The sequence below is a fragment of the Enterobacter cloacae subsp. cloacae ATCC 13047 genome, assembly GCF_000025565.1.
Taxonomy (GTDB): domain Bacteria; phylum Pseudomonadota; class Gammaproteobacteria; order Enterobacterales; family Enterobacteriaceae; genus Enterobacter; species Enterobacter cloacae.
Window position 1 is genome coordinate 3,847,554 of sequence record NC_014121.1, and the last position, 17,325, is coordinate 3,864,878.

General features: G+C 55.6%; 17 protein-coding genes. 8 read left to right on the forward strand and 9 right to left on the reverse strand.

The genetic code is table 11. The features are described from left to right. The first annotated feature begins 73 nt into the window (after window positions 1-73). The gene (acrD, locus tag ECL_RS18730; RefSeq protein ID WP_013098219.1) at window positions 74-3,187 is read left to right on the forward strand and encodes a multidrug efflux RND transporter permease AcrD; all 3,114 of its coding nucleotides are present in this window, start codon (window positions 74-76) and stop codon (window positions 3,185-3,187) included. 109 nt (window positions 3,188-3,296) lie between these two features. Here acrD and ypfM read toward each other — a convergent pair whose 3' ends face one another. Next, window positions 3,297-3,356, reverse strand: a complete 60-nt coding sequence (ypfM, locus tag ECL_RS18735; protein WP_015572204.1) for a protein YpfM — start codon at window positions 3,354-3,356, stop codon at window positions 3,297-3,299. A gap of 387 nt (window positions 3,357-3,743) precedes the next feature. On the opposite strand from ypfM, the gene ECL_RS18740 reads away from it, so the two are divergent. Genes ECL_RS18740 through ECL_RS18750 form a run of 3 tightly spaced genes read left to right on the forward strand, consistent with a single transcriptional unit; the run spans window position 3,744 to window position 5,454 of the window. Next, entirely contained in the window at window positions 3,744-4,094 is a 351-nt protein-coding gene (locus tag ECL_RS18740; protein WP_013098220.1) for an ArsC family reductase, read from the forward strand. Between the two features lie 10 nt (window positions 4,095-4,104). Then, window positions 4,105-5,232: a succinyl-diaminopimelate desuccinylase gene (dapE, locus tag ECL_RS18745; RefSeq protein WP_013098221.1), complete on the forward strand. Its 1,128-nt coding sequence runs from the start codon at window positions 4,105-4,107 to the stop codon at window positions 5,230-5,232. A gap of 24 nt (window positions 5,233-5,256) precedes the next feature. After that, entirely contained in the window at window positions 5,257-5,454 is a 198-nt protein-coding gene (locus ECL_RS18750) for a YpfN family protein (RefSeq protein WP_013098222.1), read from the forward strand. A gap of 91 nt (window positions 5,455-5,545) precedes the next feature. Here the strand turns inward: ECL_RS18750 and ypfH are convergent, their stop codons facing one another. The 6 genes from ypfH to dapA form a co-directional block, all read right to left on the reverse strand. Further along, window positions 5,546-6,241, reverse strand: coding sequence for an esterase (ypfH, locus tag ECL_RS18755; protein WP_013098223.1), 696 nt, complete (start codon window positions 6,239-6,241; stop codon window positions 5,546-5,548). Window positions 6,242-6,314: 73 nt separating this feature from the next. Next, entirely contained in the window at window positions 6,315-8,288 is a 1,974-nt protein-coding gene (locus ECL_RS18760) for a tRNA(Met) cytidine acetyltransferase TmcA (RefSeq protein WP_013098224.1), read from the reverse strand. Beyond that, window positions 8,288-9,157, reverse strand: a complete 870-nt coding sequence (ypfJ, locus tag ECL_RS18765; protein WP_013098225.1) for a KPN_02809 family neutral zinc metallopeptidase — start codon at window positions 9,155-9,157, stop codon at window positions 8,288-8,290. Before ypfJ ends, ECL_RS18760 begins: the two co-directional genes overlap by 1 nt. 119 nt (window positions 9,158-9,276) lie before the next feature. Beyond that, complete coding sequence (gene purC, locus ECL_RS18770; protein ID WP_008501631.1) at window positions 9,277-9,990, reverse strand: phosphoribosylaminoimidazolesuccinocarboxamide synthase; 714 nt, start codon at window positions 9,988-9,990, stop codon at window positions 9,277-9,279. A gap of 109 nt (window positions 9,991-10,099) precedes the next feature. Then, complete coding sequence (bamC, locus tag ECL_RS18775) at window positions 10,100-11,134, reverse strand: outer membrane protein assembly factor BamC (RefSeq protein ID WP_013098226.1); 1,035 nt, start codon at window positions 11,132-11,134, stop codon at window positions 10,100-10,102. Window positions 11,135-11,150: 16 nt separating this feature from the next. Continuing rightward, on the reverse strand, window positions 11,151-12,029 hold the full coding sequence (gene dapA, locus ECL_RS18780) for a 4-hydroxy-tetrahydrodipicolinate synthase (RefSeq protein WP_013098227.1): 879 nt from the start codon (window positions 12,027-12,029) through the stop codon (window positions 11,151-11,153). 145 nt (window positions 12,030-12,174) lie between these two features. Here dapA and ECL_RS18785 point away from each other — a divergent pair, with 145 nt between their 5' ends. Both ECL_RS18785 and bcp read left to right on the forward strand, forming a co-directional pair. After that, on the forward strand, window positions 12,175-12,744 hold the full coding sequence (locus ECL_RS18785) for a glycine cleavage system transcriptional repressor (RefSeq protein WP_013098228.1): 570 nt from the start codon (window positions 12,175-12,177) through the stop codon (window positions 12,742-12,744). Continuing rightward, the gene (gene bcp / locus ECL_RS18790; protein ID WP_013098229.1) at window positions 12,744-13,214 is read left to right on the forward strand and encodes a thioredoxin-dependent thiol peroxidase; all 471 of its coding nucleotides are present in this window, start codon (window positions 12,744-12,746) and stop codon (window positions 13,212-13,214) included. Before ECL_RS18785 ends, bcp begins: the two co-directional genes overlap by 1 nt. 129 nt (window positions 13,215-13,343) lie before the next feature. On the opposite strand, the gene ECL_RS18795 is transcribed toward bcp, so the two are convergent. Continuing rightward, window positions 13,344-14,408 (reverse strand): AI-2E family transporter, encoded by a 1,065-nt coding sequence (locus ECL_RS18795; RefSeq protein WP_013098230.1) that lies wholly within the window; start codon window positions 14,406-14,408, stop codon window positions 13,344-13,346. A gap of 221 nt (window positions 14,409-14,629) precedes the next feature. Between ECL_RS18795 and bepA the strand changes: the two genes are divergently transcribed. Continuing rightward, the gene (gene bepA / locus ECL_RS18800) at window positions 14,630-16,093 is read left to right on the forward strand and encodes a beta-barrel assembly-enhancing protease (RefSeq protein WP_013098231.1); all 1,464 of its coding nucleotides are present in this window, start codon (window positions 14,630-14,632) and stop codon (window positions 16,091-16,093) included. A gap of 13 nt (window positions 16,094-16,106) precedes the next feature. Further along, the gene (arsC, locus tag ECL_RS18805; RefSeq protein ID WP_013098232.1) at window positions 16,107-16,463 is read left to right on the forward strand and encodes an arsenate reductase (glutaredoxin); all 357 of its coding nucleotides are present in this window, start codon (window positions 16,107-16,109) and stop codon (window positions 16,461-16,463) included. Here the strand turns inward: arsC and ECL_RS18810 are convergent. Continuing rightward, a complete protein-coding gene (locus ECL_RS18810) occupies window positions 16,460-17,284 on the reverse strand; it encodes a hypothetical protein (protein ID WP_013098233.1) in 825 nt (274 codons plus the stop codon). The genes arsC and ECL_RS18810 overlap by 4 nt on opposite strands. Window positions 17,285-17,325: the final 41 nt, after the last annotated feature.

Below are 17,325 nucleotides of genomic sequence, written 5' to 3' on the forward strand. Positions count from 1 at the left end.
GTCTTCGTCTTGCCGCTAAAGTGATGCGGGCAATAAACAATAATGACGTGCAGCAAAACGAGGTCTCATTTTCATGGCGAATTTTTTTATCGATCGCCCCATTTTTGCCTGGGTACTTGCCATTCTGTTGTGTCTGACAGGTGTCCTGGCCATTACTTCACTTCCTGTTGAGCAATATCCCGACCTGGCACCACCAAACGTGCGCGTCACGGCAAACTACCCCGGAGCTTCAGCACAAACGCTGGAAAATACCGTTACGCAGGTTATCGAGCAGAACATGACGGGTCTGGATAACCTGATGTACATGTCCTCGCAGAGTAGCGCCACGGGCCAGGCGACCGTCACCCTGAGCTTTACCGCCGGTACGGATCCGGACGAAGCCGTACAGCAGGTGCAAAACCAGCTGCAGTCGGCGATGCGTAAACTGCCTCAGGCGGTGCAGAATCAGGGGGTTACCGTACGTAAAACCGGTGACACCAACATCCTGACTATTGCGTTTGTCTCTACCGACGGTTCCATGGATAAGCAGGACATTGCGGACTACGTCGCCAGTAATATTCAGGATCCCCTCAGCCGTATTAACGGCGTCGGTGATATCGACGCTTACGGCTCTCAGTATTCAATGCGTATCTGGCTTGATCCGAATAAGCTGAACAGCTTCCAGATGACGGCAACCGACGTGACGGATGCCATTAAATCCCAGAACGCCCAGATTGCGGTGGGACAACTGGGGGGAACGCCCTCCGTCGATAAACAAGCGTTGAATGCCACCATTAACTCACAGTCGCTGCTTCAGACCCCGGAGCAGTTTCGCAACATTACCCTGCGCGTAAATCAGGATGGTTCAGAGGTCCGCCTGGGCGATGTCGCCACGGTAGAAATGGGGGCAGAGAAATATGATTATCTCAGCCGCTTTAACGGTAATCCGGCCTCCGGTCTGGGGGTTAAACTGGCCTCCGGGGCCAATGAAATGGCCACCGCGCAGCTGGTGCTGGATCGTCTGGATGAGCTGTCGCACTATTTTCCCCACGGGCTGGAATACAAAGTCGCCTACGAAACCACCTCCTTCGTTAAAGCCTCTATTGAAGATGTGGTGAAAACGCTGCTGGAAGCGATCGCGCTGGTCTTCCTGGTCATGTACCTGTTCCTGCAAAACTTCCGCGCAACGCTGATCCCGACCATTGCCGTTCCGGTGGTGCTGCTGGGTACCTTCGCCGTGCTTTATGCGTTTGGTTACAGCATTAACACCCTGACGATGTTTGCAATGGTGCTGGCGATTGGCCTGCTGGTGGACGATGCCATCGTGGTGGTCGAAAACGTCGAGCGCATCATGAGCGAGGAAGGGCTTTCCCCGCGTCAGGCCACGCGTAAATCGATGGGACAAATTCAGGGGGCGTTAGTTGGCATCGCGATGGTGCTCTCGGCGGTCTTTATCCCGATGGCGTTTTTCGGCGGCACAACCGGCGCCATTTATCGTCAGTTTTCAATCACCATCGTCTCCGCAATGGTGCTCTCGGTGCTGGTGGCGTTGATCCTCACGCCTGCCCTCTGCGTCACCCTCCTCAAGCCGCTACATAAAGGGGAGCAGCACGGTCAGAAGGGCTTCTTTGGCTGGTTTAACCGCATGTTCAACCGCAGTGCCGCGCGTTATGAAACCGCCGTCGGCAAGGTGCTGCACCGCAGCCTGCGCTGGATGATGATTTATGTTGTGCTGCTGGGCGGTATGGTGTGGCTGTTCCTGCATCTGCCGACTTCGTTCCTGCCGCAGGAAGACCGGGGGATGTTCATCACTTCGGTGCAGCTCCCGAGCGGATCAACGCAGCAGCAAACGCTGAAGGTAGTTCAGAAGGTGGAGCAGTACTTCTTTACCAAAGAGAAAGATAACGTGGTGTCGGTCTTCTCCACCGTCGGCTCCGGCCCGGGCGGGAACGGGCAGAACGTTGCGCGTATGTTTGTGCGCCTGAAAGACTGGGACGCACGCGATACGAAAACGGGCACCTCGTTTGCCATTATCGAACGCGCGACCAAAGCCTTCTCCCGTATCAAAGAGGCTCGTGTTTTTGCCAGCAGCCCACCGGCCATCAGCGGTCTCGGCAGTTCTGCCGGGTTTGACATGGAGTTGCAGGACCATGCCGGTGCGGGCCACACGGCGCTGATGGCGGCGCGCGACAAACTGTTAGAGCTGGCCGGTAAAGATCCGGGTCTGACCCGCGTCCGTCACAACGGTCTGGATGACAGCCCGCAGCTGCAGGTCGATATTGATCAGCGTAAGGCGCAGGCGCTGGGCGTTTCCATCGACGACATCAACGACACGCTACAAACGGCGTGGGGTTCAAGTTATGTGAATGACTTTATGGATCGCGGTCGCGTTAAAAAAGTGTATGTGCAATCCGCCGCGCCATACCGCATGCTGCCGGACGATATTAACCGCTGGTATGTCCGCAACAATGCGGGCGGCATGGTGCCGTTCTCCGCCTTCGCCTCCTCGCACTGGGAGAGCGGTTCTCCGCGTCTGGAGCGCTATAACGGCTATTCCGCCGTTGAGATCGTCGGTGAAGCCGCGCCGGGCGTCAGCACCGGTACGGCGATGGACACCATGGAAAAGCTGGTGCAACAGCTGCCCGCTGGCTTTGGTCTGCAGTGGACGGCCATGTCTTATCAGGAGCGGCTCTCCGGGGCGCAGGCTCCCGCGCTTTACGCGCTTTCGCTGCTGGTGGTCTTCCTCTGTCTTGCGGCGCTGTATGAAAGCTGGTCAGTCCCGTTCTCGGTCATGCTGGTGGTACCGCTTGGCGTGATCGGCGCGCTGCTCGCCACCTGGATGCGCGGTCTGGAGAACGACGTTTACTTTCAGGTGGGGCTGCTCACCGTGATTGGGTTGTCGGCGAAAAACGCCATCCTGATTGTTGAGTTTGCCAATGAGATGAATGCGAAAGGCCATGAACTGATGGCGTCCACGCTGCATGCCTGCCGTCAGCGCTTACGTCCAATCCTGATGACCTCGCTGGCGTTTGTCTTCGGGGTGTTACCGATGGCAACCAGCTCAGGTGCAGGCTCCAGCAGCCAGCATGCGGTAGGTACAGGCGTCATGGGAGGAATGATTTCAGCCACGATCCTGGCCATTTATTTTGTGCCGCTGTTCTTCGTGCTGGTACGTCGCCGCTTCCCGCTCAAGGAACGGCCTGAATAAGATAGTGAAAATAAAAAAGGCGGCTCAGTAGGCCGCCTTTTTACTGTGTGATTAATTCACACTATGGTTATTTTACTTATTTAAGTGCTCTTGCAATTCTTACTGAATGTCATTTACGAAGCATGCCTTCGATAAAATCTTTCCAGTTCCCCAGTTCACGTTCAATCATAACAACCTCTCTTATTATTATGCGCATTCTACGAAAACGTATCATCATTGTGAAGACAATTTAACCGATTGCTGTGATTGTACCCCGTCTGCGCGCTGGATTTATGATAAATATGAACGGAGAACCTTAAATTTTGTGTGACGGCCAGCAATATTTTGAAATAACCCTACGCACGGGTGAGTTTTATTTTACCCGCTGAGTTTACAGACAATTTATACCTGATGGACATCTATGCTTAAATGATGAAAGAATATTCAGCGTACAGGTGTGAGTTGAATTAAAAAGAGGTGTTAATCCAGAGCGTTTCTGAATGTGTTATATTCCGTTTAAGGATATATCTTCGAATTTACTGAACATTTAATGGTCATAAGAACAAAAGGATTCAACATGGTTGTCATGTACGGCATTAAAAATTGTGACACGATCAAAAAAGCCCGTCGCTGGCTCGAAGCTAACAACGTCGAGTACCGCTTCCACGATTACCGTGCCGATGGGCTTGATGCAGAATTTCTGCATACCGCCATTAACGAACTGGGGTGGGAAGCGCTGCTGAACACCCGCGGCACGACCTGGCGCAAGCTGGACGAATCACTGCGTGCCAGCATCAAGGATGCCAACAGCGCAGCAAATCTGATGCTTGAAATGCCAGCAATCATCAAACGCCCATTGCTCTGCGCGCCCGGGCAGCCTATGCTGCTGGGTTTCAGTGAAACCCTTTATTCCGACTTTTTTCGTTGAGGTGTAGTTTATGTCATGCCCGGTCATTGAGCTGACTCAGCAGCTTATTCGCCGTCCTTCCCTTAGCCCGGACGACGCAGGTTGTCAGGCATTAATGATTGAGCGCCTGCGTGCCATCGGTTTTACCGTGGAGCGTATGGATTTTGGCGACACCCAGAATTTCTGGGCGTGGCGTGGCCAGGGCGAAACGCTGGCCTTTGCCGGGCATACCGACGTGGTTCCCGCAGGTGATGCGGACCGCTGGATCAACCCTCCATTTGAACCAACCATCCGCGATGGCATGCTCTTTGGCCGCGGTGCCGCAGACATGAAAGGTTCCCTGGCGGCAATGGTTGTGGCGGCTGAGCGCTTTGTCGCCCAGCACCCGAACCATAAAAACCGTCTCGCGTTTCTCATTACCTCTGATGAAGAAGCCAGCGCCCATAACGGCACCGTCAAGGTTGTTGAGGCCCTGATGGCCCGCAACGAGCGTCTGGACTACTGTCTGGTCGGCGAGCCGTCCAGCACCGAGGTGGTGGGCGATGTGGTGAAAAATGGCCGCCGCGGTTCGTTAACCTGTAACCTGACCATTCACGGCGTACAGGGACACGTGGCGTACCCGCATCTGGCCGATAACCCAGTTCACCGCGCAGCGCCGATGCTGAGTGAACTGGTGAGCATTGAGTGGGACAAAGGCAATGAGTTCTTCCCCCCAACCAGCATGCAGATTGCGAACGTGAAGGCAGGAACCGGCAGCAACAACGTGATCCCGGGCGATTGTTTCGTTCAGTTTAACTTCCGTTTCAGCACGGAACTGACCGATGAGATGATCAAAGCGCGCGTTATCGCCCTGCTGGAAAAATATCAGCTGCGTTACACCGTGGACTGGTGGCTTTCCGGCCAGCCGTTCCTGACACAGCGTGGCAAACTGGTGGATGCGGTGGTGAACGCCATCGAGCACTATAATGAAATTAAGCCACAACTGCTGACGACGGGTGGCACTTCAGACGGACGTTTTATCGCCCGCATGGGAGCTCAGGTTGTCGAACTGGGGCCAGTGAACGCGACCATTCATAAAATCAATGAGTGTGTAAATGCCGCGGATTTACAACTGCTGGCCCGTATGTATCAACGTATTATGGAGCAAATCGTCGCCTGACGAGCGCTCTGAGAGGAATAGCGAATGGATTGGCTTGCAAAGTACTGGTGGATTCTGGTGTTAGTGTTTCTGGTAGGCGTATTGCTTAACGTGATTAAAGATCTTAAGCGCGTTGACCATAAAAAATTCCTCGCCAACAAGCCGGATCTTCCGCCTCATCGTGATTTTAACGACAAGTGGGATGACGACGACGACTGGCCGAAGAAAGACCAGAAGAAGTAATCCCCTCACCCCCAGCCCCTCTCCCCAGAGGGGCGAGGGATGCCATGTTCCCTCTCCCCTTAGGGAAGAGGGTTAGGGTGAGGGGAAATAATCACATAAACTCAACAATATCATCATCGTCCGGCTTACCGCCGCTGAGCGCTTCATCAAAGTAGTGCTTCGGTACGGTATAGCGCAGATGGTCGAGCGCAAACTGCATGCTGCGATCGTCAATCGCATGACCCAGATCGTCAACGATATCCAGCGTCACATCCCCGCCTTCCCGGATCAGGGCTTCCTGCGCAGCTACGGCATGCGAAAGCTCAATCACCCGGTCTTCGCCACCGTGGATCAGGTGGATCGTCGTCTGCGTGGTCGCGCTCGTCGGTAGCGTCGCGAAACGGCCGTTAAAGGCAATCACGCGCGAAGCCAGACCCGGCTCTGCTTTCACGCTCTCCAGCGACATAATTGACCCCTGTGAAAAGCCAATCAGCGCGGTCGCGTCGGCACCGACGCCGCTCTGCTGCTGCCAGTAACGCACGGTTTCGATAAAGACCGGCATAATGGCATCAATACGCGCCTGACGGTTCTCTTCCGTCACGCCCTGAACGGAGAACCACTGCCGTCCGTCAGGGCCACACGGCTCCACGCCGCCGATACTGACAATCAGCGCCTCAGGAAAAACAGGTGCAAACCAGCGACCAATCTCTCCCATATTGACGGCGTTATCGCCAACGCCATGAAACAGCAACAGTAACTGTTTAGCCGGTTTGTCGGGGCTTTGAACAACAAAATGATCGTGTTTCATGGCGGTCTCCTTAATTGATGACCTGGATTCTACGCCTTGCGGGGGGAATGACCATGCCACTTTACTGAAGAAGTCATTGAAAAAATTGCCATTGCAAAATGTCACTTTTGAGCTGCTGACTGCGTGCTTTATCAAGACATTCAAGGGCCTGCGCCGTTTCAGCGCGTAATCTTGCCAGCACCGCTTTTCGCCCGGTGAGCGACAGTTCATCACTGAGCGCAGCGTCCTCTCTTCGTGCCTCAATTTTACCGCGCAGGGCCGGAAGCGGCAGATCGACGGCGAGCAGCAAACGCGTCAATGCGGCAACGGACGTAGCAAAGGGCCGGTGTGCAAAGGCAAAGCCTGCCAGCTCCAGCCAGTCGTCACTATTAAGGGTAGCTTCCCACTCATCTGCCACCGGGATCTTTTCGCCATTCCACAATGATAAGACGCGCGCATCGCGATGCAGGCGCAGCCGGGCCTGTTCACACAGACGATGCCCCGCCTCACTTTGCGGCAATAATGCCATTGCGGTATAGCAGCCGCTGCTGGCTTCGCGGTGGCTGCCTATCCGTACCAGCTCAAAGCCGCACTGCTGCCAGAAATGCCACAGCGCATTGGTAAAGCCAAAGCTCACCGAGAGATAATCCTCCCCGCAGGCCTCGTGGATGAGCGCCCGGCCGATCCCTTCCCGTTGCCGGTGAGGGTGAACAGCGATGCGCGTGATCCGTCGACCTTTCAGCGTTGCTGCCAGAGGCGTGCCGCCATGCGCGGCCAGAGACTGCGCGACAAGATTGCCGCGAGGTCGACGAAAACCCGCCCATACTGCGCGACTTAGCGCCGGGCTTAACCCGCCTTCGTCTACCAGCCACAGCGCGCCCGCAATGACCGGGTCCGTTTGCGCGACGGCAACGTGCTGACCGGGGGCGTCCATCATACGGCGCAGATCCAGCGGCGAGGTACGGTAATGAGCCGCACAAAGCAGCTCGTAGACACTCGCGGCGAGTGCAGGCGTGTGCTCCCATGCGTCGGGGGCCAGAGAGGTCAGTTGCACCTCTCCTTTCGGCTGCTGGTCGATGAGCGTGTCGTCAAACAGCAGTGCGCTGGCGACTACCCGCTCAAGCGGACATCCCGCAGCCCAGCGAACGGGGGTGGATAAGGTATAACGCTGCAGGGCGCTGAACTGCGCGCAGAATTTAAGCAAAAACCCTCTTCCGGTTCCTTCATACCCTTGTACCGTCGTGGTTAACAGTACCCGTGGAAAGCGCGCAACCAGCTTCTCCAGCACAGGGCCGGGTATGGCCGCCGCCTCATCGACAATCAGCCAGTCGGCATGGTGTGAGGAGGCCAGCAGCGCATCCGGTGCCATAAAGTGAAAATGTTCACCCGCAAACCGTGCGATGACCTCCGTTGCTCCCTTTGCCGGTGCGGTGACAACTGCTCTGCCCTCAATGCTGTTCAGCAGCATGCCGGCAAGCGCCGACTTTCCCCGCCCGCGCGGGGCGGTAACGGCCGCAACGCCTTTCGGCATTGCACGAAGTGCCTGCAGGATCTCCGCCTGCTCGCGCTGGGGTGCACCGTTAGCGGGTTGCCAGTCAGGGGCATCAGGAAATGGAGGAAGGGTTAACGGCTGGTTTTGCTGCCAGACGATTGCATCGGGGTCGCGGGTAATCGTCTGACAAAAGTGGCGAATGAAATTCGGCGTGGGGATGGGTTCCGCGCTGTCGCTCCAGCGCAGGGAATCACTGTCGGGCGTGTCTGCCCACACCGCAAGCGGGGGGGCCAACAGTACCAGCAGGCTCCCGGCACGCAGCGTTCCGCTCAGGGCGGCAAAGGCTGAGACATCAAACCCGACGCGGGCATCAAAAACAGCATGCCGGAACTCGCGCCCCAGCAGCCCGCTTATCTCCCGGGAAGGGTTTTCATCCAGCCACACCCAATCCCCGGAAAGCGTATCACGCAGCGCCCCGGCCTGCGCCAGGGACCACTGCGCATCACCGCTGAGCACCACCAGCCGACGCTGGCCGGTGCGCTCAAGCTGGCTAATCAGTTGGTCAAACGCCACCATTACATGGCTTTACCGAAGGTATTGCACTGCGCCGGGTCACCGCTGTCAAAACCGCGTTTAAACCAGGTGTAACGTTGTTCTGACGTCCCGTGAGTGAAGCTGTCCGGCACAACCCGGCCCTGGCTCTGCTGCTGGAGACGGTCGTCACCAATGGCCTCTGCGGCATTTAACGCCTCTTCCAGGTCGCCAGATTCCAGCACGCCCTGCTTCTGCATGCTGTTACCCCAGACGCCCGCGAAGCAGTCCGCCTGCAGCTCCATACGCACGGAAAGGCGATTGACCTCTGCCTGCGAGGCGTTTTGCTGAAGCTGGCGAACCTTAGGCTCAATGCCCAGCAATTTTTGCACGTGATGCCCCACTTCATGCGCAATCACGTAGCCCTGAGCAAAATCACCGTCGGCACCGAGTTTGCGTTTCATGTCATCATAAAAAGAGAGATCGATATAGACGGTGCTGTCTGCCGGACAGTAGAACGGCCCCATCACCGAGTGTCCGGTGCCGCAGCCAGTGCGGGTCGCACCACGGTACATCACCAGCTTCGGCTGCTGGTAGTTGCGCCCCATTTTCTCAAACTGCTGGCTCCACGTGTCTTCAGTGGTCGCGAGAATAACGGAGGTAAATTTGGCCGCTTCATCTTCATTTGGGTTGATGGAGCGCTGAGATTGCTGCTGTTGCTGCAGCGGCTGACCGGTCATTAACCCGGTGAGATCGACCCCGTAGTAACCCGCAACCAGCACCACAATCAGCAGAATGATTCCGCCTTTTCCGCTGGGTAAACGGAAACCGGGGCCACCCATGGAAGGGCCGCCACCGCTATCACCACGTCTGTCTTCTACATTGTCACTTTCACGACGCCCTTGCCAGCGCATAACTACCTCGAACTATTCCATTAATAATAGCTATGATCGTAGGCGGTTAACGGCAAGATTACCATAGGAAACAAAGGTAAGACGCCAAAGGATATGAACATCCTTTGGCGATGAGGGAGTTAGTCGAGCTTAACGCCTAAACGGTGAGCCACTGCTTCGTACGCTTCAATCAGGCCACCCAGGCTCTGACGGAAACGGTCTTTATCCATTTTATCCAGCGTTTCTTTGTCCCACAGACGGCTGCCGTCCGGTGAGAATTCGTCGCCAAGTACCACTTCGCCTTTGAACAGACCGAACTCCAGCTTGAAGTCGACGAGGATCAGGCCAGCATCATCAAACAGTTTTTTCAGCACGTCGTTGGCTTTGTAGGTCAGCTCTTTCATGCGCGCCAGGTTCTCTTTATTCACCCAGCCGAAGGTTTCACAGTAGGAGTCATTGACCATCGGATCGTGCATGGCGTCGTTTTTCAGGAACAGATCGAACAGCGGTGGATTCAGCTCGATGCCTTCCTCAATGCCCAGACGCTTCACCAGGGAGCCCGCGGCACGGTTACGAATGACGCACTCAACCGGAACCATATCCAGTTTTTTCACCAGACATTCCGTATCGGACAGCAACGCTTCCATCTGAGTCGGGATACCCGCTTCAGCCAGTTTGGTCATAATGAAGTGGTTGAACTTGTTGTTCACCATGCCTTTACGATCGAACTGCTCAATGCGTGCGCCATCCCCTGCTGACGTATCATTGCGGAACTCGAGCACCAACAGATCCGGGTTTTCCGTGCTGTATACGGTCTTCGCTTTGCCACGATACAACTCAGCTTGCTTCTGCATCTTGATTACTCCTGGTGTGATGATTTGTGTTCAAAACTGGGCATATTATGCCACGCACACGTTTGCGTAGCACGAAAATAAAAAGGGCTGGATTCACCAGCCCTCGTATTTATTTGCTGAATGCAGCCTGGAAGACCGCGACCAGCGCATCGTTCTGCGACTGGGTCAGCGTGTGACCTTTCGGATCGATAAACTGCAGGCTACTGCGGTTATCAAGGTCGCCTACCTGAATCTTGTAGTCGCCGGAAGCGAGCTGTGGATCGCGTGCGCCCAGCTCCTGCCATGCGCTGTCGGACAGCGGCTTATACGTTGCGGTTATGCTACCGGTTGAACGCGTGCTGTCGGTCACCTTCATGCCCACTTTCTCCAGCGTCGCTGGCAGGCGCTGCCAGGTCTGGTTGAATGGCGCACGAACAACCAGCATTGGCAGGCCGGTATCATCCGCGCCGCTCTGGACATCAAACGTCATGCCGTTGCGGTTCTGTGAGGCGTTAGCCGCGTCTGTGGCGTTCTTATCCAGGCCCGCAGCAATCACGTTCAGCATTTCAGTGCTGTAACGCTGCATAGAGGCAGCATCCGCCACCGGTTTACCCGCCTGCTCCAGGTTCAACAGCTTAACGGTAACCGCCTGCTGATAGCCCTGCGGTTTAACGGAGACTTGATAACGACCACGGTACTGCTGGTCTTCATCCAGACGGTTCCACTCGATCCAGTCGGTGGTTAACGTCTGGCTGGCGTCATCACGCTTGTCAATCGTGTAGTTCTTCGACTGAATGACGCTCACCACCTGTGGCCACAGCGTGCTGCCACGTGCGCTTTCCACCATCAGAGACGCGGTATCACCGGTAAACTGGGTGCGCGCCCCGCTCACCAGCGCCAGAGGCTGTGCTGGCGGACGAATATCAAGCGCTTTGCCCACCGGGCCGCTGCCGTTGGTCACGGGGATATTATAATCGCCGTTCTGAATCGGCAGGATCATGCCAGCCGGTGCATGAAGTTCAGCAAGCGGGGTCGCATCCAGATAGGATTCATCACCGCTCACCTGGCGCTTGTAGCGCGAGTCTGAACTACAGGCAGCGAGCAGCATAACAAGCGAAACACTCGCAACCTTCGCCAGGCGCGACTTCTGTACTGAATAAGCCATCAAATCTCCCTAAACTTTACAGCAAACCGGCATGCTTCAGCGCTGCAGTGACGATTTCACGACCGTGGTCGGTAATCGGTGTCATTGGCAGACGCAGCGTATCGGTTGCTACAAGTCCCAACTCCTTACATGCCCATTTCACCGGGATCGGATTGGGTTCGACAAATAATTTATTGTGCAACGGCATCAGACGTTTATTAATGAGACGGGCTTCATCAAAGTGACCTGCCGCCGCCAGCTTGCACATTTCCGCCATATCGCGGGCCGCAACGTTCGACGTTACGGAGATCACGCCATGACCACCGAGCTGCATGAAGTCCAGCGCGGTCGCATCGTCACCGCTCAACAGGATAAAGTCGTCTGAAACCAGCTCTTTGATCTGATGAACGCGGCTTAAGTTCCCTGTCGCCTCTTTAATCCCGATAATATTTTTTACTTTCGAGAGACGACCAACGGTTTCCGGCAGCATATCGCAGCCAGTACGGGACGGCACATTATACAGAATTTGTGGCAAGTCAGTATGTTCAGCGATGGCTTTGAAATGCTGGAACAAACCTTCCTGAGTAGGACGGTTGTAGTAAGGGGTGACCGTCAGACAGCCAACAACGCCGCTGTCGTTAAAACGTTGGGTCAGGCTGATCGCTTCTGCGGTTGCATTCGCGCCCGTTCCCGCGATGACCGGAATACGTCCGTCAGCCAGTTCGAGGGTCAACATCACCACATCGCCGTGCTCTTCGTGGCTCAGCGTTGCAGATTCACCGGTAGTCCCTACCGAAACGATCGCCGAGGTTCCATTGGCGACATGGTAATCAATCAGCTTCTTCATGCTTGACCGGCAGACATTACCTTTTTCATCCATCGGTGTTACAAGCGCGACAATACTTCCCGTGAACATGAGCCATCCTCTGTGCGAACAAGAGCCTCAATGGTACGTTTGGAACTGTAATAAAAGCAAGCGACCTGAGGCCCTCAGGCGGTTGTATGCATGTTTTTTTTATGCTTTCCTTAGGAAGACTTAACCAAGCAAAGGAAGAACAGGTTTGACAACCTCATCACAACATTACCTGGTTATCACTGCGCTGGGTGCTGACAGGCCGGGTATCGTGAACACCATTACCCGCCACGTGAGCAGCTGCGGCTGTAATATCGAGGACAGCCGTCTGGCGATGCTGGGCGAAGAGTTCACGTTTATTATGCTGCTGTCCGGGACATGGAACGCCATCACGCTTATCGAATCTACCCTGCCGCTGAAAGGCGCGGAGCTGGATTTGCTGATCGTGATGAAACGCACCAATGCGCGTCCGCGTCCGGCCATGCCTGCCACCGTCTGGGTACAGGTTGAAGTTCCTGATTCCCCTCATCTGATTGAGCGTTTTACCGCTCTGTTTGACAGCCATCAGATGAACATTGCCGAGCTGGTTTCCCGCACACAACCGGCTGATGAGAGTGCCGTTCCTACCCTCTTTATTCAAATCACCGCCCACAGTCCTGCATCACAGGATGCGTCAAATATCGAGCAAGCGTTCAAAGCCCTCTGTACAGAATTACACGCGCAAGGCAGTATAAGCGTCGTAAATTATTCGCAGCATGAACAGGATGGAGTTGAGTAATGAACCCACTGAAAGCCGGTGACATCGCACCGAAATTTAGCTTACCGGATCAGGATGGTGAGCAAGTAAATTTGACCGACTTCCAGGGACAGCGTGTTCTGGTCTATTTCTACCCGAAAGCCATGACCCCGGGCTGCACCGTGCAGGCCTGCGGCTTACGCGACAACATGGATGAGTTGAAAAAAGCCGGCGTGGAAGTGCTGGGCATCAGCACCGATAAGCCAGAAAAGCTGTCACGATTTGCTGAAAAAGAGCTGCTGAACTTCACGCTGCTTTCCGACGAAGATCATCAGGTCTGTGAGCAGTTCGGCGTCTGGGGCGAGAAGACGTTTATGGGCAAAACCTATGACGGCATTCACCGCATCAGCTTCCTGATTGACGCTGACGGTAAAGTGGAACATGTCTTTGACGACTTCAAAACCAGCAACCACCACGACGTGGTGCTGAACTGGCTGAAACAAAGTGCCTGAAAGTGAGTGTCGGGTGGCGGCTTCGCCTTACCCGACCTACAAGATAAATGCAAAACGGCAACCTGGTTGCCGTTTTTAGTGTTTTCCCCCTCTCCCCCCGTGAGAAAAGGGCATCAGGCCGCACAAAAACTACTTCTCTTCCACCGCTGGCACATCCGGCCATGCATGGACGACGGCTTTAATCAGCGTCGCCAGCGGAATAGCAAAGAACACGCCCCAGAATCCCCACAGCCCGCCGAAAATCACCACCGATAAGATAATCACCAGCGGATGCAGATTCACCGCTTCTGAGAACAGCACCGGCACCAGCAGATTGCCATCCAGGGCCTGAATAATCAGGTACACCGCGAAGCAACTCCAGAACTCGGTGCCCAGGCCAAACTGGAACAGCGCGACCCCAACAACCGGAATGGTGACCACAAAAGCGCCAATATACGGAATAAGAACCGACAGCCCCACCAGCACCGCCAGCAGCAGCGAGTAGTTAAGCCCGAAGATCAGGAAGCCAATCCACGTCGCGACCCCAACCACAATCATCTCCAGCACCTTGCCGCGAATGTAGTTGGTGATCTGCTGATTCATCTCTTCCCACACCTGCCCGGCCAGCCCGCGATTACGCGGCAGAATACGCCGCACGGCGTTGAGCATCTGGTCTTTGTCCTTCACCAGGAAGAACACCATCAACGGCACCAGCACCAGGTAGACGGCGAGCGTAAGGAGCCCAACCAGCGACGCCAGGGAGTATTTCACCACCGAATCGCCCATGGTCATGATGCGGGCGCGCATGTTTTCGGCCATCGCATCGATGATCCCCGCGTCCATCAGCGCCGGATAACGACGCGGCAGCGTGGCGGCAAAATCAGAAAGCTTATTTAACATGCCGGGCATATCGCGGATCAGGTTGATCCCCTGCTGCCAGGCGACGGGCATGACCACAAACGCCATCAACAGCAGAATGCCAACAAACAGCACCAGCACGATGCTGGTCGCCCAGCGTCGGGAGCAGCCGATATTCTCCAGCCGCGCGGTTGGCCACTCCAGCAGATAGGCCAGCACAATGGCCACCAGCAGTGGTGCCAGAAGGCCGCTGAAGAAGAACAGAATACCGAACCCGGCAACCAGAATAACCAGCAAAGCAATGGCTTCCGGGTCGCTAAACCGGCGCCGGTACCACTGCATTAACATTTCGAGCATACAACCCTTCCCTGAATCGAATGACGGGAGTCAGAAGGTGAATTGTATCTAACTGTCACAAAAAAGACTTTCGCTTTTTGTATCGCTGTCACAATCCGCAAAAGCCTGATGAATGGGATTTTCTTCATGCCACAACACGGCTACACTCGCAGGGCAGTGGAGATGAACGATATGCGGGTTCATCGGTCAAATTAGCACATCCAAAATACAGGACAGTGGTTATGTTCAGGCAGTTGAAAAAAACAGTGGTTGCGACACTGATTGCCGCCGTAACGGTCGGTCAGGTGTTGCCAGCTTTCGCTGATTCGTCCGATTCATTGCCGGACATGGGCACCACAGCAGGAAGCACGCTCTCCATTGGTCAGGAGATGCAGATGGGTGATTACTATGTTCGCCAGCTGCGCGGCAGTGCTCCGCTGATCAATGACCCATTGCTGGTGCAGTACATTAATGGTCTGGGGATGCGCCTGGTCGCGCACGCCAACTCGGTAAAAACCCCCTTCCACTTCTATTTAATCAATAACGACGAAATCAACGCCTTCGCCTTTTTTGGCGGTAACGTGGTGCTGCATTCGGCGTTATTCCGTTATTCCGATAACGAAAGCCAGCTGGCGTCGGTCATGGCGCACGAAATTTCCCACGTGACCCAGCGCCATCTGGCCCGTGCGATGGAAGACCAGAAACGCAACGCGCCCCTGACCTGGGTGGGTGCGCTGGGCTCTATTTTGCTGGCGATGGCCAGTCCGCAGGCCGGGATGGCCGCATTAACCGGCACGCTGGCAGGCACGCGCCAGGGGATGATCAGTTTCACCCAGCAAAACGAACAGGAAGCGGACCGCATTGGCATCCAGGTGTTGCAGCGCTCGGGCTTTGACCCACAGGCCATGCCCAGCTTCCTGGAAAAACTGCTCGATCAGGCACGCTACTCGTCACGTCCACCCGAAATTCTGCTCACCCACCCGTTACCGGAAAGCCGTCTGTCCGATGCGCGTAACCGTGCTAATCAGATGCGTCCGGTGGTGGTGCAATCCTCACAGGATTTCTACATGGCGAAAGTGAGAACGCTGGGCATGTACAATTCCGGGCGCAACCAGCTCACCAGCGACCTGCTGGATGCCCTGGCAAAAGGCAACGTGCGCGAGAAGAACGCGGCGCAATACGGTCGTGCCCTGCAGGCGATGGAAGCCAGCAAATACGACGAAGCGCGAAAAACGCTGCAACCGTTGCTGGCCGCCGACCCGAATAACCCGTGGTATCTCGACCTCTCCACGGATATCGATCTGGGGCAGAAGAGACCTGCCGATGCGATTAACCGCCTGAAAGGTGCCAAAGAGGTGCGGACCAACCCGGTGCTGCAGCTTAACCTGGCGAACGCTTATCTGCAGGGCGGCCAGCCGGGTGAAGCGGCCACCATTCTGAACCGCTACACCTTCGACAATAAAGACGATCAAAACGGCTGGGATCTGCTCGCTCAGGCAGAAGCCCAGCTGGGCAACCGCGATCAGGAGCTGGCGGCACGTGCCGAAGGGTTTGCCCTGGTGGGGCGTCTGGATCAGGCCATTTCGATGCTCAGCAGCGCCAGTTCGCAGGTCAAACTTGGCAGCCTGCAACAGGCCCGTTACGATGCGCGTATCGATCAGCTGCGCGCGCTACAGCAGCGCTTCAAGCCGTACGAAAAGATGTAAAAAGGAAGAAAATATGACTGACGCGGTAAAAATCTACCATAACCCTCGCTGCTCCAAGAGCCGCGACACCCTCAGCCTGCTGAAATCCAACGGCGTAGAGCCTGAAGTAGTGCTGTATCTGGAGACACCGCCTGACGCGCAGACGATCCGCCAGCTCCTTCATATGCTGGGCATGGGCAGTGCACGTGAGTTGATGCGCCAGAAAGAGGATCTCTATAAGTCACTTAACCTGGACGACCCGCGTCTCACTGAAGCTGAGCTCGTGCAGGCGATGGTTGACAATCCGAAGCTCATTGAACGCCCAATTGTGGTGGCAAACGGCAAGGCGCGCATCGGGCGTCCGCCGGAAGATGTGCTCGACATTCTTTAAACCTCGCGCCGCAGCCCTTCCAGAAAGGCCTGCGGCGTACTTTCCCCCAGCTTTTTCTGCGCTTTACCCCGGTTGTAAAACTCGCACAAGGTCATCAATAGCGCCCCCGCCGGTTCCACATTTACGCGCGGAATAATATCGCGTAAGGGCACCATCACCTGAAGTGCACTGCAGGTACGTTGATGTGCCTTCACCGCAATGTCGTTAACAGCCAGCGTCGCCTCAAAACCAAAAGTCTCAATAGATTGTATAGCAGCCGGACACGCCGCCAGCACCTCCTGCGTCCAGGTATTCAGTCGTTGAGGCGACAGCCCCGCATAAAGCCGGGCATAGCACCAGCCGCTCACCGGCTCTCGCGCCCAAAGCAGATGCTGCTCCCCGCCGTCGTCCATATGCAGCGACAAAGGCAAATGGTGCAGTTCCAGCGTATGGGGCGTAATACCCGCTTTCAGCGCCTTTTTCCCCTGCAAGGGGGCCCCTTTTTGCTTTGCAGCGGCTGGTTTGAGATAGCGGTTCAGGGTGGCGCGGGAAACAGCGATCCCCAGGACGTCGTTGACCATAAGCAGCAGGTCGTCCAACGGTGCGCCCAGGATGTCACGCAGGGCATTCACCAGCGCAACCTGCTCTTGTCTCATCGCTTTGTGTATCACTTTAGGCGCCGTATGGTTATCCGACACCTGGTCGCGATTGCGCCAGCGTCTGACGGTGGTGACCGAAATACCCAGCTCGACGGCCAGCTCTCTGTCGCTCTTATCCGACTGTTGAAGATAACGACGGATGCGCGGCGTCGTGGTCGCATTGGCGTGCAGTTTGATTTCCATCGCAACAAACTCCAGAACTAATCTTATGAGATTTATAATAC